The organism is Rothia sp. 27098_8_29 (assembly GCF_041432785.1).
Taxonomy (GTDB): Bacteria; Actinomycetota; Actinomycetes; order Actinomycetales; family Micrococcaceae; genus Rothia; species Rothia mucilaginosa.
Genome location: NZ_JAPWAI010000007.1, coordinates 29,655 through 50,661, shown reverse-complemented (window position 1 = coordinate 50,661; position 21,007 = coordinate 29,655). Strand labels below are relative to the sequence as shown.

15 protein-coding genes are annotated in these 21,007 nt (G+C 60.1%); 5 read left to right on the top strand and 10 right to left on the bottom strand.

Features of this window, described 5'->3' with window-relative positions; translation table 11 throughout:
• Positions 1-59: 59 nt before the first annotated feature.
• The 3 genes from O3649_RS08400 to ppa all read right to left on the bottom strand — a co-directional run bounded on the left by O3649_RS08400 (position 60) and on the right by ppa (position 3,405).
• Positions 60-1,463, bottom strand: a complete 1,404-nt coding sequence (locus O3649_RS08400) for a glycosyl hydrolase family 28-related protein (protein ID WP_005507633.1) — start codon at positions 1,461-1,463, stop codon at positions 60-62.
• A 203-nt stretch (positions 1,464-1,666) separates the two neighbouring features.
• Positions 1,667-2,485 carry a hypothetical protein gene (locus tag O3649_RS08395; RefSeq protein ID WP_371573750.1) on the bottom strand — a complete coding sequence of 273 codons (819 nt, stop codon included), beginning with the start codon at positions 2,483-2,485 and terminating at the stop codon, positions 1,667-1,669.
• Between the two features lie 434 nt (positions 2,486-2,919).
• On the bottom strand, positions 2,920-3,405 hold the full coding sequence (ppa, locus tag O3649_RS08390; protein ID WP_005504328.1) for an inorganic diphosphatase: 486 nt from the start codon (positions 3,403-3,405) through the stop codon (positions 2,920-2,922).
• Between the two features lie 331 nt (positions 3,406-3,736).
• On the opposite strand from ppa, the gene dacB reads away from it, so the two are divergent.
• The 5 genes from dacB to O3649_RS08365 all read left to right on the top strand — a co-directional run bounded on the left by dacB (position 3,737) and on the right by O3649_RS08365 (position 12,248).
• Complete coding sequence (dacB, locus tag O3649_RS08385) at positions 3,737-5,353, top strand: D-alanyl-D-alanine carboxypeptidase/D-alanyl-D-alanine-endopeptidase (protein ID WP_371573748.1); 1,617 nt, start codon at positions 3,737-3,739, stop codon at positions 5,351-5,353.
• A 208-nt stretch (positions 5,354-5,561) separates the two neighbouring features.
• Positions 5,562-8,681: a DEAD/DEAH box helicase gene (locus tag O3649_RS08380; protein WP_371573746.1), complete on the top strand. Its 3,120-nt coding sequence runs from the start codon at positions 5,562-5,564 to the stop codon at positions 8,679-8,681.
• A 513-nt stretch (positions 8,682-9,194) separates the two neighbouring features.
• Positions 9,195-10,436 carry an MFS transporter gene (locus O3649_RS08375; RefSeq protein ID WP_371573744.1) on the top strand — a complete coding sequence of 414 codons (1,242 nt, stop codon included), beginning with the start codon at positions 9,195-9,197 and terminating at the stop codon, positions 10,434-10,436.
• Between the two features lie 241 nt (positions 10,437-10,677).
• Positions 10,678-11,301, top strand: a complete 624-nt coding sequence (locus O3649_RS08370) for a recombinase RecJ (RefSeq protein ID WP_303980945.1) — start codon at positions 10,678-10,680, stop codon at positions 11,299-11,301.
• Between the two features lie 215 nt (positions 11,302-11,516).
• Positions 11,517-12,248 (top strand): metal-dependent transcriptional regulator, encoded by a 732-nt coding sequence (locus tag O3649_RS08365; RefSeq protein WP_005504316.1) that lies wholly within the window; start codon positions 11,517-11,519, stop codon positions 12,246-12,248.
• Positions 12,249-12,342: 94 nt separating this feature from the next.
• Here O3649_RS08365 and O3649_RS08360 read toward each other — a convergent pair whose 3' ends face one another.
• The 7 genes from O3649_RS08360 to O3649_RS08330 all read right to left on the bottom strand — a co-directional run bounded on the left by O3649_RS08360 (position 12,343) and on the right by O3649_RS08330 (position 20,991).
• Positions 12,343-13,227: a metal ABC transporter permease gene (locus O3649_RS08360; RefSeq protein WP_303986828.1), complete on the bottom strand. Its 885-nt coding sequence runs from the start codon at positions 13,225-13,227 to the stop codon at positions 12,343-12,345.
• Positions 13,228-14,067 (bottom strand): metal ABC transporter ATP-binding protein, encoded by an 840-nt coding sequence (locus O3649_RS08355; protein WP_371573741.1) that lies wholly within the window; start codon positions 14,065-14,067, stop codon positions 13,228-13,230.
• A gap of 236 nt (positions 14,068-14,303) precedes the next feature.
• The gene (locus tag O3649_RS08350; protein WP_049349880.1) at positions 14,304-15,266 is read right to left on the bottom strand and encodes a metal ABC transporter substrate-binding protein; all 963 of its coding nucleotides are present in this window, start codon (positions 15,264-15,266) and stop codon (positions 14,304-14,306) included.
• Between the two features lie 335 nt (positions 15,267-15,601).
• Complete coding sequence (locus O3649_RS08345; protein WP_371573739.1) at positions 15,602-16,402, bottom strand: exodeoxyribonuclease III; 801 nt, start codon at positions 16,400-16,402, stop codon at positions 15,602-15,604.
• A gap of 202 nt (positions 16,403-16,604) precedes the next feature.
• Positions 16,605-17,411 (bottom strand): S-layer homology domain-containing protein, encoded by an 807-nt coding sequence (locus O3649_RS08340; protein ID WP_371573737.1) that lies wholly within the window; start codon positions 17,409-17,411, stop codon positions 16,605-16,607.
• A gap of 490 nt (positions 17,412-17,901) precedes the next feature.
• The gene (locus O3649_RS08335) at positions 17,902-19,230 is read right to left on the bottom strand and encodes a glycosyl hydrolase family 28-related protein (protein WP_371573735.1); all 1,329 of its coding nucleotides are present in this window, start codon (positions 19,228-19,230) and stop codon (positions 17,902-17,904) included.
• Between the two features lie 414 nt (positions 19,231-19,644).
• Positions 19,645-20,991 carry a glycosyl hydrolase family 28-related protein gene (locus O3649_RS08330; RefSeq protein ID WP_314360850.1) on the bottom strand — a complete coding sequence of 449 codons (1,347 nt, stop codon included), beginning with the start codon at positions 20,989-20,991 and terminating at the stop codon, positions 19,645-19,647.
• Between the last annotated feature and the right edge of the window lie 16 nt (positions 20,992-21,007).

Below are 21,007 nucleotides of genomic sequence, written 5' to 3'. Positions count from 1 at the left end.
AGAGTGAATCCCTTTGAAGGTACTCAGGATTCACTCTCCGCGCAATTATTTCAGAATGATTAAACTTTTACGTCATTTTGACTATTCCGATTAATCTCATTATCTTGCGAGGTCCTATAGACCACAAAATTAATATCAATATAGAAATTGCCCCAGGGGACACTGCGATCTCTCCTAAAGAAAAGGTGCCGACCGTCATTCGAAGTCAATTTATTACCATCACGGGCATTACGCGATGAACCGGCCACAATACTAATATCATCCAGCTTATTCTCCAGATAAAACCCGTAACGCGAGGAACGCTGGCCAACTTTCGGATTAGCCGAACGCGGCGATACTAGGCGTGCTCCAGAAGCATTTCGTCCAATATACCAATTAGCTGCTTCATCAGTGCGTGCAGTTCCCTTAAGAATAAGTGAATTCTCGAGACTCGAGGACTCACCTAGACAATTCATAAACTGATTATCCTTGAAACCTACGACCCACCCGTGCCCGCCATTCTCCTGAGCGGTACATCCGATGAACATATTCCGTTCGCCAAAAATCGCCCACCCGGCACCAGACTTTCTGCGGTACTGATCTCTATCGTGATAAAGGTCGGAATTTGGCTTATTGCGAATAGCAAACCAGGCGGTACATGCCACAAATTTACATTGAGCTCCGTACACCTCAATTGCCCCATGATATCCGCCACCAAGATTGGCATCAGAGACCTCAACCATCACAAACTTATTATCCGCAGCTCCAGAGTTCAAACTCTCTGTTCTACGCTGAACATGACCCACCGGCTTTCCCACCAAGAGCCCTTGTCTGCGAGTTTTACGAATGCGGACCTTATCAACCTTCATAGCACGATCATGTTCACCCAGGATGGCAATTCCGATTGCCGTATCCCAGATTTCAATATTTGAAATAATAGGGGCAGCTTCAGGTTCATTAAAAATATCATATCTTGTATGAACAATAATGCCCGCAATATTATCCGGTATATAATTATCAGCAACGTGCTTACCCTGAGCAATTTGATACTCAAAAAATCCTTTACGAATATTAGGATTCAAAAGATTAAGATTGGCGGCACGAATAAACATATCCCGTACCCCAAAACGCATTGGTATATTTGTTCCCATATCACCCACAAAGGTATTGTATGACCCCATATGAAATACCCCCTGACACTCCATATCGTCACCATCAACATCTCTTAAAATCTTCGGGTTTTTATTAAACCCAATAATTTGTGTTGAGAATCCATGACCATACACCTCTACCCTATCCCTGAGATTAATAAAATCATTACTCACAAGATAGATTCCCGAAGGAATCTCGACAGAACCACCACCGGGAACAGCGGCCACCGAGTTAATGGCATTTTGAATTGCTGGTGCGGAATCCTTCGTACCGGTTGGGTCTGCACCAAAATCCAAAACATTCACATGCTTTGATTTACTATAATCAACCATATTGTATTCCTTTCTTAAGCCATGTAGTTCAAACGCATTCAAATAGTTTGAATGCCAACCCACCAATTTTCCCTGAATATCTATACATAAAGATGATTTGATGTTTAATTCTATTAAATCTGTACCAACCCCCTATCAATCATCTCTTTTTGCAGAGCAAGATTTCCCGAATCCACAACCCTGCGATTACCCCCATAATTGTTTTATGGGGCAGCTATTGTGGTACATGTCAACACGCCTCCCGGCGTCCTAACACTAATCCGATAGGAAGCCGACACAGTAGATCCGCCGTATTCGCTACGACCCGGGAAATACACGCCAAAGCACCCTCGTTGAAACAACTCTTCCGGCTGAGAAATATCTTTATCTACCTCAAGACCCCATTCCCAGCGCTGAGCTTGAATAAACGCACCGTCATCTTCTCCAAGGGATGCGTTTCCCTTCATCTCCCCTTGGTAGACACCACAAAAATACTCAGTGCTCTCCGTTGAGGCACCACGCGCACGAACCACCTTCAGACCCGAGTCTTCACGCACTGTCAGTGATGGTGCAGCCGGGTACCCCTCAGGAGAATGGCTTGTCAATCCCATAGAACCCGGCTGCCAACGGCTCATCTGCACCATGTATTCTTGCGATCCACTCAGCTGTTCAAGCTCAACCACAATCTGCTGACCCGAAGGAATTTTAGACAGCCACTGCCCTGTATCACGGTGAATATGGGGACGAATTACCTCATATAAGGCTGACTCTTCTTGATTCCCCATCAGTTCTACCGACGGAAGCGCATGCACCCCTACAAAAGGGCCCGAAAAGGGAAGAAGCTGAAACCACAGAATGACATTATCTGCACCATTAGTCGGCACCCATGCTTCACGAAGCGGGGCAACAGTGCATCCATCTATTTGCTGGGGAGACCCAACAGAGCCCTGAATACCCCATGCCGCGCTCTGAGGTGCTACGAAGAAACTTACCAGGGCAAATGACGAAAGCCGGCACACATGCCGGCGTGACAGTTCAGACATTATAGTCCTTAAATTGAGTTGAGTGATGAAAATAGTGTGTGGCGTTTACGCTTCGTCGACGCTCTTACACCGCACTCCTTCAACCCTACTCTGAAAATTCACCGTTTCGAGTATTCACAAGCAAATATTTCATTCTCGTGAAAAAATATATATAAATGTAAACCTTAAGTTTATTAAAATCTCACTTTAAACTTGAATATTTATGCAACTAGAACTTTAGAAATATCTTTAAAATCTGAACTTTCAGAAATATTACAAGCCCCACCGCGCAAAGTACTTGTTGAAATCGACCTCAACAAAGCCCTGGGCAACAACTCCGAGCACAACAAAAGGGGGCGTGCCCACCGCCTCCAGCACGCACGAAAAATCGTACGAACCAGACGCAGGGAACACGCCCCCTACAAAAAACCGGGTGCACCTAACGGTGCGGCAGCTTAGTGACCCTCAGCTGCGAAACGGTCGATAGCCTCCTGGACCATCTTCTCAGCAGCAGCCAGGTCTTCCCAGCCCTCGCCCTTAACCCACTTGCCGGGCTCCAGATCCTTGTAACGCTCGAAGAAGTGCTGAATCTCAGCCTTCAGCTGCTCGGGAACATCAGCCAGGGACTTGATGTGGTCGTAGCGCTTGTCGGTGGGAACGCACAGAACCTTAGCGTCGCCGCCAGCCTCATCGGTCATGTTGAACACTGCGACCGGGCGGGACTCAACCAGCACGCCGGGAACAACGTCAACGTCCAGGATCAGCATTGCGTCCAGCGGGTCGCCGTCCTCACCGAGGGTGTTCTCGAAGTAGCCGTAAGCGGTGGGGTACTGCATGGAGGTGAACAGCACACGGTCCAGGCGCAGGCGGCCGGTCTCGTGGTCCACTTCGTACTTCACGCGGGAGCCGCGGGGAATTTCAATAGTGACGTCGAGTTCCATCGGAACCTTCTTTCTCGTGAGTTAGAGTCACTTTCGCGGCGACTTCGGCGCGCAAGGTGCGAAAGTTAGGTGTTGAACTCACCCATTGTAACCCGTTCACGCACACCGAAACCGCGTATTTGGCGCCAAAACCAGCGTAATTTACCACGCTCACACCACTGTTAACATTCCGCCTAGTCCCGCGCCCGCCAGCACACCCCGCCGCCGCACCCCGCCACTATGCCGGACAGGTCAGATAGGGGTTATAAGGGGCAGCAGAAGCGCGGCATGAGCATCCCAGCACCGGCGCGTAAATTCGATAGGCACCCCATCCGCCCGCTATGCTCAAAAGATGCCTTCCAACAAGCACAACACCCAGACCACCACCCTCACCCGCCGCGCCGCCCTCACCCTCGGCGGCATGTTCCTCCTCACCGCCTGCGGATCCGCCGCAACCGAACAGAAACGCCCCGCAGGTTCCGCAAGCCCCACCGGCAGCGCAACCGGCAGCCCCACCGGCACCGCCGAGGCGACCACCTCCGCAACCCCTAGTGCCACCCTGACCCTCGCACTTGCACTGCCCGAAGCGGAACAGGAACAGCTACGTGCCGCCCTCACCGCGCTCTTCGCGGACGGCACCTACCCGCAGTACAGCCTGCTCGTCACCGGCATGGACGGCAACCTGCCCAGCATCAAGGCAACCACCGTGCCCGCCGACCTCTACGCTGCCAACGCCGACACCGCGCGCGTACCCGCCTCCACTTTTAAGGTGCTGACCCTGTTCGCGCTCAACCACTACGCGAACCTGCAGGCGCGCCTGCGCACCCGCGTCACCCGCGACGCCGCCGGACTGTACCTCATGGCAGGCGGCGACACCCTGCTCGGTGCGGGCGCCTCCGACCCGAAGCAAATCGTCGGACGCGCAGGCCTCACCACCCTCGCCGAGCTGACCGTGAAGGCACTGAACGAGGGCGAGAAGCCGACCGCTGCGTTGCCCGTCTACCTTGACGGCACCTTCTTCACCGGCCCCGGCGTGAACCCCGGCTGGGATGCCGCGGACGTGGCGTCCGGCCAGATCACGCCCATTCACCCGATTGCGCTCGAATCGCACACGGTGCCGGGCAAGTCCACCGCAAGCAACCCGGTACGCCCGGACGATGCGGCAGTTGCTGCCCAGCAGGCGTTCGTGGATGCGCTCAACACCGCCGGCAAGGAGTCCGGCATGAGCTTCACCCTCGCGGAGCGCCGCACCGCCCCCGCGGAAGCAGCCGAAATCGCGGCAGTCGAATCGGCAACCCTGCTGGAGCAGGCACAACACATGATGCTCGAATCCGATAACGCCCTCGCTGAGGTGCTCGGCCGTTGCGCCGCCATTGCCGCAGGTAAGGAAGGTAGCGGCGAAGCGGCACAGCAGACCGTGCGCCAGGCACTCGTGGATGCCGGCGTGAACATTGAAAACCTGGTGCAGGCAGACGTGTGCGGCATGTCGCTGACGGACCGCGTGACCGCCCGAACCCTCGTGCAGGTTGTGGCTCTGCTGAATGCTGATGAGCATGCGGAGCAGCTGATGAGCACGTTCCCGGTCGCGGGCGTGAGCGGCACCCTGTCTGATCGTTTTGGTGCGGCGAATGCCGTGCACGCGCGCACTTTTGTGCAGGCGAAGACCGGCACCCTGTACACGGTGTCTTCGCTGTGCGGTGTGGCGATCCGACCCGACGGCACCCGCCTGATTTTCGCGATTATTCTGAACGATCTGGGCGGCTCGGATGCGCTGCCCGCCGCGAAGGAACGCGTGGACGCTGCCGCGGCGGCGATTGCGAACCGTTCGACCGCGCCGAGTGCTTCTGTTGCTCCCTCTGCGGTAGCAGCGAGTGCTTCGGCACCCGCTTCGGACGGGGCAAGCGCCCCGGCTTCTGCGGCTGCTTCGGCGGCAGTTTCTACCGCGGCTGCGGCGGGTGCAGCCTCCTAGCGTGTATGCCCGGATAGCCCCGAAAGCCCCCTGAATCACCCCGTGCAGGTTGATTTTCTGTAGTGTTTCACGTGAAACCTGAAAATCAACCTCTCGGGGCGAGGGGGCACGGGGTGCCGATAGACTCCTCAACCGGGACTCGCACCCGCTCCCTACGGCGGGGTTTCACTCCCGCCCTATTTCTCTCTCCTCCAGCAGAAAAGTCACCATGGACCTTACCTTCACCCTCGCTGATCTGACCGCCACCTCCACCTGCGAGTTGCGGCTCTACACCGAGCTTCGGGAGCGTGCGCAGAAGCAGTCTGCCCACCCGACCCCCGAGAAGTCCGAGCGCGCCCACGAAGCGTACCGCGAGTGCCTGCAAGTACTAACCGAAGGTGGCATGGTCGGCAGTGGAGTAGTCAGCGGTGAGCATGCGGGTGGTACAGCGCGCCCGGTACCCCTGGTGGCGACCTCCGCGGCGGGGCTGACCTACACGGTGGAGCTTGACCGCCTGGAGCGCCCGGCTGCGGACAGCACCGCCGAGAGCAATACCGCCCGGATCGTCTGCACCCCGCACCTGGGTGAGGCGGCACATCGGGCACTATTGCGCGGTGCCCTGGCGGCGCACCTGCTGACCGCTAGTACAACCGAGAATGCCGCGCGCCTCGACCTTCACCTGGGGCACGGCGTGGATGAGTACGGCGCAAATGAGTACAGCGCGGGGTCCGAATCGGGGCCCACTGAGCCCGCTGAGCACCACTCCCCCGTTCCTCAACCTCACAGGGTTGATTCGGCGCGTATTCTGCCGCTGATTCGCCTGCAGGAGCAGCGCCTCCTGCAGCTCACCGAGGCGCTGAACGAGGGCGTAGAACCGGCGGAACTTGCCGAGCGCATCCCGTATTTTCTGACCTGCGACGAGTGCCCGGTGTGTCTGAACGCGGCGGCTTCTCTTGCCCTCGCGACCGACGCCCCGGAGCTCGTCACCGAAGACACTGCCGAAGATACCGCCGAGAATCCGGAAACTGAGGAGCATCCGGTCATGTACCGGGTACCCGCCGCGGTGGAGAATGACAGCGAACAGTACCGCCTGCAGTGCCTGCTGGATGCCCAGCTCGCCTCCCTGGAGGAGCACGCGGCGGAGCACGGCTGGGGTGCCGGTGCGCTTGAGGCGGCGATGCTACTGTCCATGACGAATTATCACCGCCGCGAGCGTGCCCCGTTCTGGCGTGAGCACATTCGCCGCCTGGAGGACGGCCCGACGGCGTGGGTGGCAAGCCGTGATTACGCGTATCTTGACCGGGTGCAGGTGCTTTCGGTGGAGCATGCCCATGCTCTTCTGAACACCCCCGCAGACCTGGAGGCGCTTGCCGCCGCCATGAAGGAGCCCGCCGAGGTTGAGGGCGCCCCCGGCTGGTATCGTGTGCGCGGCGCGCAGGTGCGCCTGTTGCGTACGCGAATTGAGGCTGACCCGAGCCTGGTGATTGCGCCCTCTGACCGTGCGGTTTTTTGTGCGTATGAGGCGGGGTTGAGCCCGCAGATTGCACTGGACCGTATGGAGTCGCAGGTGAATTATTTCCGTGCATCGAATCCGGGTGAGCGTGTGCCCGCCGAATTGGCGGCGACAGGTTTCTTTGGCGTGCGTGTGCTGGCGGTGGCGCAGGGCGGTTTCGGTGCCGGTTCCGAGGATTCTGCGGACCCCGAAGAGACTGCCGAAGAGTCGACTGGCGCAGAGTCGGCTGGCGAGTTCTTGGAGGTGCTTCTGCAGGAGCGCATCCGCGTGAAGGATGAGCCGCACGGCGCCCTGCCTTCGGGTATTGGTCCTGGCGATCCGGTGTCTACGGCGACGATTGAGGCGGCTCTGCAGGCCGATGTGCACGCGCTGCTTTTCGGCGGCGCTCTCATGCCTAGCGACCCCGTGCTTAATGGCCCCGTGCCCGGCGAGGATTCCGAAGCTTCCAGCGAGTCCGCCGAGACCCCTGACCCGTCCCGCGCTCTGCCGAGCGTGCTCGATGCGGCGGCTTCGCTGACGGGGGTGAAGAGCGCCTCCACGGATTTGCTGTTCCGCCGCGCGCCGCGCCTGAAGAAGGGCGCCTCGAACGCCAAAAATGCAGAAAATCTACCCCATGAGGTTGATTTTTCCGGCTCTGACCTGCCCACGGTGGATGCCGTGCACGCGGCGGTTCGCGCTCTCGACCATTCCTATGTGGCGGTTCAGGGCCCTCCGGGTGCGGGTAAGACCTTCCTCGCCTCGCATGTGATTGCGCGTCTGGTGGCTGAGGGTGCGAAGGTGGGCGTGGTGGCTCAGTCGCATGCGGTGATTGAGAATCTTATGTTGGCGTGCTGTGCCCGTGATGGTTTTGATGTTTCGCGTGCGGTGCGTCTGCGCGGCAAGTCGGTGATTCCGGACGCCCCGTGGTCTGAGGTGTCTGATTCTGAGCTGGTGGAGCTGATTTCTGGTGCGGGCGGCCTGCTGTTTGGCGGCACGGTGTGGGATTACGTGAGTGAGCGTCGTGTGCCTGCCGGGTCGCTGGATGTTCTGGTGGTTGATGAGGCGGGCCAGTTCTCTCTGACGAATACGGTGGCGGCGGCTCGTGCGGCTCGTTCGGTGCTGCTGTTGGGCGATCCGCAGCAGTTGCCGCAGGTGTCGACGGGTGTGCACCCGTACCCGGTGGATGTTTCGGCGCTGGGTTGGTTGTCTGATGGTGCGGCGGCGTTGGATCCTCGTTTTGGCTATTTCTTGGGTGAGTCGTGGCGTATGGATTCGGCGTTGTGCGAGCGGGTTTCGTGGCTGTCGTATGATGGCGCATTGGCGAGCGCGGCGGCGACGGCTGGTCGCGCCCTGCGGGGTGTTGCGCCGGGTGTGGTGTCGTATCCGGTGGAGCATGCGGGTTGTTCGGTGCGTTCGGTGCAGGAGGCGCAGGCGGTGGTGGATTGCGTGCGCGAGTTGTTGGGTCGTGAGTGGGTTCCGGCGGCTGGTGCTGAGCCGCGCCCTCTGGCGGCGGAGGATTGCATTGTGGTGGCGGCGTATAACGCGCAGGTTGATTGTGTGCGTGAGGCGCTGATTGCTGCTGGTTTGGCGGATTCTTCGGGTGCTGGTGTGCGTGTGGGCACGGTGGATAAGTTCCAGGGTCAGGAGGCTGCGGTGGTGTTGGTGTCGTTGGCGTCGTCGCGGGTTGATTCTGGGCGCGGTGCCGGGTTTGTGCTGTCGCCGAATCGTTTGAATGTGGCGGTGTCGCGCGGTCAGTGGCAGGCGGTGTTGGTGCATTCGCCGTGGGTGGCGCGTTCGGTGCCGCAGGATGTTGAGGAGGTGCTGGCTCTGTCGGGCTTCGCGGGCCTGGTGGAGTAGCACCTAGTGCAGCCCTTATTCTGCGCTCTTCTACACTCCCCCGCCAGCTACATTGCGGGGGGGCGTCTTTGGTGCGCCCGGAATCGGGTTTAGCTGAGGTTCAGCCGAGGTTTAGTTGGGTGGAAGCACCAAGAATGAATTATAGTCAAACTAACCCTAATGTCAATACTCAAAATGAGGAAAGTTTTCCAACTAGCGTTCATGTATATGATTCATATCTCTTATAGAATCTAAAGTATCGCGCGACACACTTCTTGTGCGGGGGTGGCTCCCGATGAGCCGCCCAGTGCATCCTCAACCACCCCGTGATGACCGGCGGGCCCGTCATGACCGGCGGGCCCGTCATGACCGGCGGGCACAGGCGAAAACAAGCGAAAACAAGCGAATACAGGCAGGCACAGCCGGCTGTCGGGGTATTCACTCATACGATTGCGCGCTACGAATTGCGCACAATGAACTACGCACGACGGACTGCACGCCGCGCGACACCCAACCCCATCGTGGAGGTCCCCCATGAGTGTCAACACCGAGCTACTCAAGAATAGAGATTTTCGAAATACTCTCTTCGCCATTGGAGCCAACCAGCTCTCAGACTCGATGAGCTATATCACCACGCCCATCATCATTTTGGCGCTGACCGGCTCCCCCGAGGCCGCGAGCATCACCCTCTTTGTCGCGGGCGTTCTTGCCACCTGTGCCGGGGCGATATCCGGAACGTGGGTTGATAGAATCGGCCCCTCAAAGTGCCTGGCGCTGTCCTGCATTGGCCAGGCGTTGTCCTGGGTGGCGATTCTTCTCTACCTCGTTTTCAACGTCACCAATATTTACGTTTTGGTGGTCACGATTTCTCTCGCCGCCGTCATTTCCACCTTCGACTACCCGAGCGAACAGTCCATCATCACCCGTGTAGTCCCCAAGGAACACCTGGGGTACGCCTCCGGTATGGGCGAGACGCGCGAGTCCACCGCCAACCTGCTGGGTGGCCCGGTCGCGGGCATCATCATCGGCTTCTCCACTGTGCTCATGACTGCCGTTCACGCGATTGTGAACCTACTGGCGTTCATCGTCGCACCCAAGACCTACGGCGCTAGTCGGCAGCCCGCAGAAGAGGAGGAAGGCGAGAAAACCAGCTTCTGGCAGGACTCAAAAGCCGGTTTCGAGTACATCCTGAAGAACAAGGTGCTGGTGTCCATTGCATTCGTTTCAACGCTTGCGAACTTTGGAACGGTCGGTATTCCGCTCACCTTCATCTACTACTACACCCTGGAGGGCGCACACCCGCTCTTCATCGGCATCTTCGCGAGCGCCTTCGGTGTGGGCGTGCTGCTCGGCTCGTTCCTGGTCGGCCCGCTGACCGAGAAGTTTGCGCTCGGCCCGCTCGGTATCACCTCCCTGGCCATCATGTCAGCCTGCTATCTGTTGCTGCCGGCGGTTCATTCGATGCTGTGGGCGGTGTGCCTGCTGATTGTGCTGGCGGGTATTGTGCTCCCCTCCTTCAATTCGAGCATCATTGCGTACATTAACGCCTCCACCCCGGAGCACATGATTGGTCGCGTGCACTCGGTGCAGGGCATCCCGAACATGGCGCTCACCCCGCTGGCTGTTCTGCTGGCAGGGTTCCTCATTGTTGATTGGGGTATTACGTACACGGCACTGTTCTACGCGGTGTTCATTTTCCTGTCGCTGGTGGTGATGGTATTCCAGAAGCCGCTGCGTCAGCTGCCGCATATCTCGCAGGTAACGAACGCACAGTAGTTCCACTGTAGCCCCGTCTATCAACTCCACTCAACGCCCCCGAAAGCGAATAATTCAACGTGCACTTGCATGAAAATTATTTTCCTTTCGGGGGTGTTCTATGTCCTTTCGAGGATTTCTGCACACAGTGCACGCTCGCGATAATTCCCCTTATCAATGCGTATTTTTAGGGGTTTAAATGTTGCCGGTATTACGGCGAACCTTACGCCGCTTGTTGAAGGTTTTACGGCATAATAGGAAGGTGTTCGTTCTAACCTTTATTCAACGTTCCGCACAGCACTCACTCACTGCACTGTCGGACGAACTCGCAAAGCTCAACCCGCGTGTTGCCTTCGCCCAGACATACCCTGACGAAATTCAGGGCGCCTTCGACCGCGCCAGCGACGCACTCCACGCGGCGCTCATTGCCGCGCGCGATAACGGCTTCTGGGTCGGCATCGGAATCGGCGAGCTCAACATCCCCCGATTCGCAGGCGCACTCGGTGCCGTCAGCACCACCGACTGCACCGGCGACGCCCTCGAATTCTCACGCCTCGCCGTCGAAGAAGCACAAGGAGGCGCACCCGTACGCTGCATCAGCGTCAGCGCCGACAACCGCCACCTCGCCGACCTCGCCGCAGGCTCCGCACGCCTGCTCTACCGCGTATGCGCCGACCGCACCGACGCCGAATGGCGCGTAGTAAACCTGCTCGTACCCGGCGTGCGCGGCCAGCAGAAAGCCGCCGCAACCGCACTCGGCATCACCACCCAGGCGGTCAGCCGCACCCTCGTCCGCTCCCTCTGGCACGAGGAGCAGGCGGCACGCGGTGCGCTCATCGAGCTGCTGACCCGTATTGACCGTTCGCGCCGCCGCGCCGCCACCTAACCGCCGCCGCGCATCCCTCATTCTTTCGCGCCTGCCAGCCTCTCGTACCTGCCAGCCTTTCGTAGCTGCCAGCGCGGAACCGAACACCTGATCCCGCCCGTGATGGTCGCCCCCCCCTGCCAGGGGTGAACTATCCGGGCGGGACGCTTTTTAAGCCCGCGCTGAATACCCTGTAGCTCGGCGGGCAAAACCAGAGAAAAGGTAGACTTATCTTTATGCCTCTTTCAGAACTTTCCGTCAGCACCCAGAACTACCTCAAGGAAATCTGGAGCCTCGAAGAATGGACCAAAACCCCTGCCACCGCATCCGCCCTGGCAGAGCGCATGGGCCTGCGCATTTCTTCGGTATCTGACGGCCTCAAGCGCCTCGCCGCCGCCGACCTGATCGAGCATCAGCCCTACGGCGCTATTGAGCTCACTGAAACCGGCCGCTCCTACGCGCTGGCGATGATCCGCCGCCACCGCCTCATTGAGACGTTCCTCGTGGAGACCCTCGGCTACACCTGGGACCGTGTGCACGACGAGGCGGAGGTTCTGGAGCACGCGGTATCCGACTTCATGGTGGACCGCATCGACACCCTGCTGGGGCACCCGACCCGCGACCCGCACGGCGACCCGATCCCGGACTCTTCGGGGCATATTAGTTTTCCGCAGACCGTGCCGCTGAGCCAGTGCGAACCCGGCGAAACAGTCGTGCTCGAACGCATTAACGATGATGACCCGCGCCTGCTGCGTTACCTGCAGGGCCACGGTTTTGTACCCGGCGTGCGTCTGCACATTGAGGAGGGCGCGCCCTTCTCGGAGGCGGTGAACGTGAGCGTGGTCGGCGCCGGTTCCGGCAACCTGCACGAGACGGACGCGGCCGGTGCGGTGAAGCCCGGCGGCACCATTATTCCGTTGGGTGCGGAGGCGACCGCCTCCCTGTTCGTGTCCCGCACGGTGCGCTAGATACAGGGCGGTAGAGGCACCCTAGAATTTCAGAAAATAGCGCTAGGCGGAGGTCCCATGAAGGGCCTCCGCCTAGCGCTGTATTGAGTTAGTTTTAGGAAGCTGAGGGCTCAGTTTTCGTTGCGGCAGTGCTGAGTCGGCGGGCGCGCATCCTGCCCAGCAGACCGTAGCGCGGGGCGAATACGTACGCCAGGGCGAACAGTATGCCCTGCGTGACGACCACGGCACCACCGGGGGATACGTCCGCGTAGTAGCTGGCGTACAAGCCGGTCAGCGTGCCCACCAGGGAGACTCCCACGCTCACCGCGAGCATCGGCACGAACCGGTCAGTTATCAGGCGCGCGGTGGAGCCGGGGATGACGAGCATCGCCACGACCAGCACCACACCCACGATCTGCAGCGCCACCACGGAAGTCAGCGCCAGCATAATGAGCAGCAGCGCGCCGAGCAGACGCGGACGCAACCCCACCGCCTGCGCAAAGCCCGGGTCGAATGCGTACAGCACGAAGTCGCGGCGCTTGACCATCAGCACGGCGGCAACCACCACCGCGAGGACGGCGACCTGCCAGACGTCCGACCAGGACACACCCAGCACGTTACCGAAGAGGATATGGTTCAGGTCCGTATTCGACGGCGTGACCGAAATCAGCACCAGACCGAACGCGAACATGGTCGTGAACACGATGCCGATCGCGGCGTCTTCGCGCACGCGGCCGCTGCGCCGCACCCCGCCGATGAGCGCCACCGCCACGAGCGCGGCAATGACCGCACCCACCGCGAAGGGTGCACCGAAAATGTAGGCGAGCACCACGCCGGGCAGCACCGCGTGCGAGATCGCGTCGCCCATGAGCGACCAGCCGAGCAGCACGAGCCAGCAGGAGAGCAGGGCGCAGACGGCGGCGGCGATGACGGTGACCACGAATGCGCGGAGCATGAAGGGCAGGGTCAGCGGCTCCACCAGAAAGTTGAGGATGTCCATTTAGTTCTTCCCTTCCGCAGAGCTGTTCGTAGTAGTGCCGGAGGTAGCCGCGCCGGGGGCAGCGGCACCGGTAGCGACCGACGCGCCGGCGTCCACTTCCATGCCGAAGGCACGCACCAGGTTCTCGGGGGCGAGCACCTTCTCGGGGGTGTCGTGCATCAGAATATCGCCGCGTAGCAGTAGTGCCTCGTCGGCGAACTGGCGCAGGCTCGCCAAGTCGTGCGTGGAAACCAGCACGGTCGCGCCCTCGTCACGCAACTGTTCGATGACCTGAATGAGCATCGCTTCGCTGCGCTTGTCCACGCCGGCGAAAGGCTCATCCAGCAGCAGCAGCTGGGCGCCCTGAGCGATAGCGCGTGCCACGAAGGCGCGCTTACGCTGACCGCCCGAAAGCGCCCCAATCTGACGGTCGGCAAGGTCGGTCAGTTCCACGCGGGCGAGCGCCTCATCCACGGCGGCACGGTCTGCGGCACGCAGGCGGCGGGTGATGCCGAGGTTGCGGTAGCGTCCCATGCTGACGACCTCGCGCACGGAGATGGGGAAGGTCCAGTCGATTTCTTCGCTCTGCGGCACGTAGCTGACGAGCCCGGCGCGGTGGTGGTGCGCGTTCTTGCCGCGGCTGCCATGGTTACCGCCGACGGGCTGCCCGTCGAGAGTGATGCTACCGGCATGCATGGGCACGACCCCCATAATGGCTTTGAAGAGGGTGGATTTGCCGGAGCCGTTCATGCCGATCAGGCCGCAGATACACCCGGTGTCCAGGGTGAAGGATGCGCCGGTGAGGGCACGGACTGGCCCGTAGTTCACGTGCACATTTTCGCAGCTGAGAAGAGTGCTCATTCCTTGTGTTCTTTCTGGTGGTCACCGTATGCGTGGGGCGGGTGTACTTGCTTGCGTGTTGCTGAGTGGGTATTGCTGAGTAGGTGCCGTGTGGGCGGGTGCTAACGGCTGGGAGGAGCGGAGCCATGAAGGCGACCGCCCCTCCTATCCTATCGGGGGTTTAGGGTTTACCCGGGGTTTTCGATGCCGGGTTTGGCCCGGGTTTCTACCGGGTTTATTCGGGGTTTATGCCGGGTTTAGGAGTTGCCCTTGAGGCCCGCAACGATGGTGCGTGCGTCGTAGCGGATCATGTCCAGGTAGGTGGGCACGGGGCCGTTCGCTTCGGAGAGCGAGTCCACGTAGAGCACGCCGCCGAATCGTGCGCCGGTGGCGTCTGCGACCTGGCGCATCGGGTTGTCAGAGACGGTGGATTCGCAGAACACAGCGGGCACCTGGTTCTCGCGCACGTAGTCGATCGCGGAGGAAATCTGCGAGGGGGTCGCCTGCTGTTCGGAGTTGACCGCCCAAATGTACTTTTCCTTCAGGCCCGCGTCTGCCGCCAGGTAGGAGAAGGCACCTTCGCAGGTGACCAGTGCGCGCTGGTTCTCGGGCAGGGTGGAGATTTCCTTGACGAGCTCGTCACGCACGCCCTGCAGCTGCTTCTTGTAGGCTTCACCGCGGGTCTTGTAGTCGGCGGCGTGGCCCGGGTCGAGGGCGCTAAATTCGCGAATCATCACGTCCACGTACTTTTGCACGTTGCTGGGGCTCATCCAGGCGTGGGGGTTGGGCTTGCCCGCGTAGGCGTCCTCGGTAATGGAGATGGGCGTGACCCCCTCGGAGACGGTCACGTGCTTAGCATGGGATTCTTCAACGAACTTCGCGAACCAGGATTCCAGGTTCAGGCCGTTGTCGAGCACCAGGTCGGCGGCGTGCGCCTTCTTCAGGTCGGAGGGGGTGGGCTCGTACTCGTGAATCTCTGCGCCGGGCTTGGTGAGGGATTCGACGTTCAGGTCGTCGCCTGCCACGTTGCGGGCGATGTCTGCGAGCACGGTGAAGGTGGTGAGCACGGTCTTCTTACCGCTGCTGCTCTTAGCGCCTTCGGTGGTGCTGGAGGTGCTACCGCAGCCGGTGAGCACGAGTAGCAGGGTGAGTGCGAGGGCGGCGCAGAGCGCCTGGACGAGGCGGCGTGCGTTGCTGCCTGCGGGGGTGAAAGCGTTCATGAGGCATCCTTCATTGGAAGTCACGGGTTTGAGTATGTGGTTGATGTGTGGAATTTGCCGCGCCGGGACGCTAGGGACACGGTTGTGTCTGCGCAGGCATCATAATGCGCTTTTGCCTGTCGTCCCGGGCGGAATTTAACAATAGTTCGGCTAGCCGAACTTTTCAACTAAGCCACACAGAAAACCCCGAAATATTGGCAGAAACCCAGGGGCAGGCATAGGAACAGCCGCCCAGAGACAGGCACACAGAAGCACCGGCAGATACAGCAAGGAGGCGAGGGACCCCTCCCCGCCTCCTTGCTTCACGCGGTTCTACGGCAAGCTATGCGCTCGGATTAGTCAGCAATCTCAACCACGATCGGCGTGTGGTCGCTTGCGCCTTCACCGGCGCGTTCCACCTTATCGATCCAGGCACGTCCCACGCGTGCGGCGAGCGCGGGCGAGAACAGCTGGAAGTCAATGCGCATACCCTCATCCTTGGTGAAGCGGCCCGACTGGTAGTCCCAGTAGGTGTACTCGCCCGGAGTGTGCGGGCGCACTACATCCACCATGCCCTCTTCGAGTAGGGCGGCGAAGGCGCGGCGTTCGGGTTCGGAAACGTGAGTCATTTCGTTGCGCAGGAAGTAGTCGATATCCCACACGTCAGTGTCTTCGGGGGCGACGTTCCAGTCACCGACCAGGGCGAGCTGCGACTGCGGGTTAGCAGCCAGTTCGTTGTGCACGTTCTGACGCAGCGCCTCCATCCAGCGGAGCTTGTAGTCCATGTGCGGGTCGGTCAGGCCCCGGCCATTGGGCACGTAGAGACTCCAGACGCGCACGCCGCCGCAGGTCGCACCGATTGCGCGCGCCTCCAGCACCTCGGGTTCGCCGGGCTTGCCGAAGTGCGGCTGGTTATCGAAGCCGCGCTGCACGTCTTCGAGGCCAACTCGGGAGGCGATTGCCACGCCATTCCACTGATTCAGGCCGAAGTGCGCAACCTCGTAGCCCATGAATTCGAAGAGGTCGAAGGGGAAGGTTTCGTCCTTGGTTTTGGTTTCTTGCAGGGCGAGCACGTCAACGTCGTGTTCGTCGAGCCAGTCTTCGACGCGGTTCTCGCGGGCGCGGATTGAGTTGATGTTCCAGGTGGCAATCTTCATGCCTTCTAGCTTAGCGGGTGCAGCGCAGGCGCCTTTCATTGCACAGATCATTGCATGGAGGTGATTGCGCAGCGGCATGGGCGCTCGCAACCTAACAGCGCACCGCCCGCCTGCGCAACCCATTGGGTCGCACCGGCAGGCGGTGAATATATGCGCTAGTCAGCGCTGAATCTAGTTAGCGCTGAGCTGGTCGGTATTACTCCTAGTCAACAGCGGGAGTGCCCACAACCTTCAGACCCTTATCGCCGTACGCCTTGAGCATGTACAGGGCATCGGAGAAGTACAGGGGGCTGGCGGGGTCCACCACGTCTGCCGCGCCGTCACCGTCGCGGTCCACTTCGGGGTAGGTGCCGAGCGTGCGGGCTGCCCAGCGGTTTTCGGTCTTGAACTGCTCAGCCTTCTTGGCTTCGGCACGTAGTGGACGGCGGATCTGTCGCAGGCGTGCGGCACCGTCGGGGCTACCTGCGGCACGATACAGGAACGCGGCGAGGGTGTGGCGGGTGGCGTACTCGTCCGGGTGGAAGAGCCCGTCATCCCAGCCGGAGGTGATGCCCGCATCCGCCGCCCAGATGTAGGCGGGGTAGTCCGGGTTAGTGGTTGCCACATCCTTGTAGGGGGAGGTCTTGGGCAGGTTCTTGACGGTCGGCGATCCCGCCATGCGGTAGAGCATGCGCACCAGCTGGCCGCGGGTGACGGTTGCGGTGCTGTGGCGGCGGGTGACGGTGTATTCTTCGCTGTCGAGGTAGCCGTGGCAGACCGCCCACACGCCGGGGGTGGCGCTCATGGTGCCGAGGAAGTTGGCGACGCATTCGACGTAGCTGGGGTCGTCCTTGGGCTGGTGAAGTTTGATGAGGCCGTTGGCTGCGGCAGGTTCGGCGGCGTGAGCTACAGCCTGGTGGGAGGCGATGGCGGAGGTGCCTACGGGCAGGGCACCGAGGGCGAGGGTGAGAGCGAAGGTGCGGCGTGCGCGAGTGGTGGGTGTGAGGACTCGGGAGATAACCGGAAGCATGGGCTGTCCTTATGTAATTGTGGTTGGGAACCGGCCGGAAGGAACCGATTTTTGGGTCGACCGCGGGGTCGCCAATGGAGCGAATAAGAAAAGGGGAAGGGTAGTGGTCGTTGAGGAATAGTGAGAAGCGGCAATGAATAGGAGCTGACGTGCGGCGATACGCGGTTTTGATGTGTACCAATGATGTGCGTGTTGCGCATGCTGTCGCACGGCTATGGTGGTGCACAGTGAATGGACTGTTTTACACCGCCATAGAAAGTTTAAAGTACATATTAATATTTTATTCAATATTTAATTGAGACTTTTATCAACTAAAAATTAAACATTGTTCTAAACGACAAAGCAGCTGCGAATGGTATGTATTCCATTCGCAGCTGCCCTGATTCTTAGCCGACATGTGGCGGTATAACGCGCCCACTAGGGCACACGCGCCTCCCTCACGATTCACAGGAAAGTCCTGGACCGGTTCGGGCGTGTCTACTAGCCTCTACTAGCCGCGCATCACGTTATAAGCTTCCTTGGTGAGCTGACCGGCGGGCGAGGTGGAGTGGCGCAGTTCCTCAACCTCAATGACCACGTTTGCGCCAATTGCGCCAGTAATGTACACGCGGCGGCCGAGCATATTACCCTCACCGATGCGGTCGTCCTTGGCGGTACCTTCGGTGATGCGCAGGTCGTAAATCTTGTTCTCAATGTAGAAGCCGTACAGGGAGGCCGCCTTCTCCGGCGGGTTGTAGGAGACGGGCGCGACCATGCGGGTACCGCGCGCGTTACGGCTGATGTACCAGTTGGCGGCCTCGTCGGCGCCTGCGGCACCGCTGACGGTGCCAGCCCAGCTGGAGCCTTCCGCTTCGCATCCGATAAAGATGTTGTGCGCCCACTCAACAATCCAGCCGTGGCCCGCGTTGGAGCGTGCGGTGCAGCCGATGAACATGTTGCGTTCACCCTGCACGATCCAGCCTGCGCCGGCGTGGCGGGTGGCGGGCTCGTAGAGGGCGTTCTTGTTGCTGGTGCGGTGGTTGCTGTTGCTGGAGCAGTTCTCGAACTTAGCCTGCGCCGCGTACACCTCGATACCGGCGTAGGAGCCGCCGCTGAGATTCGCCTCGGCAACGTCGATACCGCGCAGCTTGTTGTCTGCCGCGCCGGAGTTCTGTCCTTCATTGGGGCGGCGGGGGTGGCCGGCGGGTTTGCCGAGCAGCAGGCCCTGGTTGAGGGTGCGGCGGATGGTCACGTCGTCAATTTTCATGCCCTGGTCATCCAGACCGAGTACGGCGACGCCGATGGCGGTGTCCCAGACTTCCACGCCGGCGATAACGGGCACGATGTCCGGTTCGTTGAGCATGTCGCCGGTCAGGTGGGTGTGGAAGATGACGCCGGCGACGTTATTCAGCGGGGCAGTGTGCGCATCGAGCGGGTAGCTACTGATGGGGGTATTTGCGGCATTAGTGCGGATGTGCAGGTTGCGTACGCCCATACGCATGGGCTTGTTGGCGTTGTAGTTGCCGTAGACGGGGGTGGTGTAGCTGCCGACGTGGAACACGCCGGTGTATTCGGTGTGGCCGTTGGCGGTGGTGGGGATGGCGCGGTCGGAGTGCGCGATGACGACGGTTGAGGAGCCGTAGCCGAAGATTTCGACGCGGTGCTTGATGTCGATGAAAGGGTAGGAGACGCGGTAGATGCCGCGGGGTAGTTCTACGGATCCGCCGCCGCGTGCGGCGACAGCGTCGACGGCACGCTGGATGGCTACGGTGGAGTCTTTGGCACCGGTGGGGTCTGCGCCGTAGTTGATGGCGTTGATGCTCATGGGCGTATCGGGCATGAGGGGCTCAATTCTTTCGATGGATACCGCGTTCGGTGCTGAAGGCGGCGTGGTGAGTGAATTGAGTGAATACGGCAGTATGCGGTGAATACGGTGCTGCGTGGGTGCAGTGTTGAGTTTGTGTGGTGCGGTGTGTTGGGCGCATTTCTGCGGGTGTTTTGGCGTGTGTGGGTCTGTGCACCGGCAGACCTGCCTTCTGCTCAAGGGTACCGCATTGCGCGTGTGGAGGCGACGACCGGGCACTGTGATGCATGCTCCCCTGCCCTGTTTTTCTACGGTTTTTCGGCTATTTTTCTGCCATTTTGTGGGCGGGTTAAACGCCGAGGGGCGGGGATTACTCCCCGCCCCTCGGACGTATGCGTTTTAAGATTTTGTGGTCACGAGCCTCAGCCCGCAGAGCCTAACCCGCGAGGGTTAGCCCATGAACACGCCGTTGCCGCGCTTCTCCAGCTGCTTCGGCGCGAAAGTCGCGTGGCGGATGTGGTCCACCTCGATGAGCACGTTATCGCCCATCGCACCGGTCACGTGAACACGGCGGCCGATCATGTTGTTATCACCAATACGGTCATCCTTCGCGGACGCAGTCGTAATGTGCATATCGCGAATGTTGTTCTCAATGTAGAAACCGTACAGGGAAGCCTTCGCCCAGCTGTAAGGGTTGTGCGAACGAGGAGCCACGAAGCGGCTACCGCGTGCGTTACGGCCAATGTACCAGTTCGCCGCCTCGTCGCCTCGAGCACCGCCGGTAACAGCGTCCTGGAAGCTGGAAGACTCACCCAGGCAACCAATGAACTGGTTGTTGCCCCACTCCACGAGCCAGCCGTGACCGGCGTTCTCCTGGGCGGTGCAGCCAATGAACATGTTGCGGGTGCCCTGAATGAACCAGCCTGCACCCACATGGCGGGTCTTCACCTCGTACAGGGCGTTCTTACCCTGGTTGCGCTTGTTGAACCAGCTGGTGGACGCCTCAAACTTGGACTGAGAAGTGTAAATCTCGATACCCGCGTAGGTGCCGAAGCTCATGTTTGCGTCAGAGACGTCAATCATGGAGAACTTGTTATCTGCCGCGCCGGGGGTGTCACCCTCACGGCGGCGCAGCGGGTGGCCGACAGGCTTACCGACCAGCAGGCCCTGGCGCAGGGTCTGGCGGATGCGGATCTTGTCAATCTTCATGCCCTGATCGTCCAGGCCCAGGATCGCAACGCCAATGGCGGTGTCCCAGATTTCGATGTTGGACAGGGTGGGCACTGCGTCCGGCTCACCGGGGTTAGCGTCCGCAATGCGGGTGTGGAAGATGACGCCCGCAACGTTGTCGACGGGCTGGGTGTGCTTCTCCAGGAAAATCTGGTTGCTCTTAGAATCCAGCGGCAGGTTGTACTTGTTGGTGCGGATGAACAGGTCACGCACGCCCATACGCATGGGCTTGTTCTGGTTGGTGCCACCGCTCATGGGGGTGGTGTAGCTACCGGTGTGGAAAACGCCGGTGCATTCGTAACTACCGTTCTTGGTGGAGGGAATACCCTTGTCGGTGAAAGCGACGATTCGGGTTGCCTGACCGTGGCCGAAGATCTCGACGCGGTGCTTCATTTCGATGAAGGGGTAGGAGACGCGGTACATACCGCCGGGAATCTCCACAGAGCCGCCGCCCTGCGCAGCAACATCATCGATAGCCTTCTGGATAGCACTAGTGGAATCTCGTACGCCGGTGGGGTCAGCGTTGTACTTGGAATCGCATACGTTCACGCTCATGATGGTAGCCATGGAGTGTCCTCTTTCT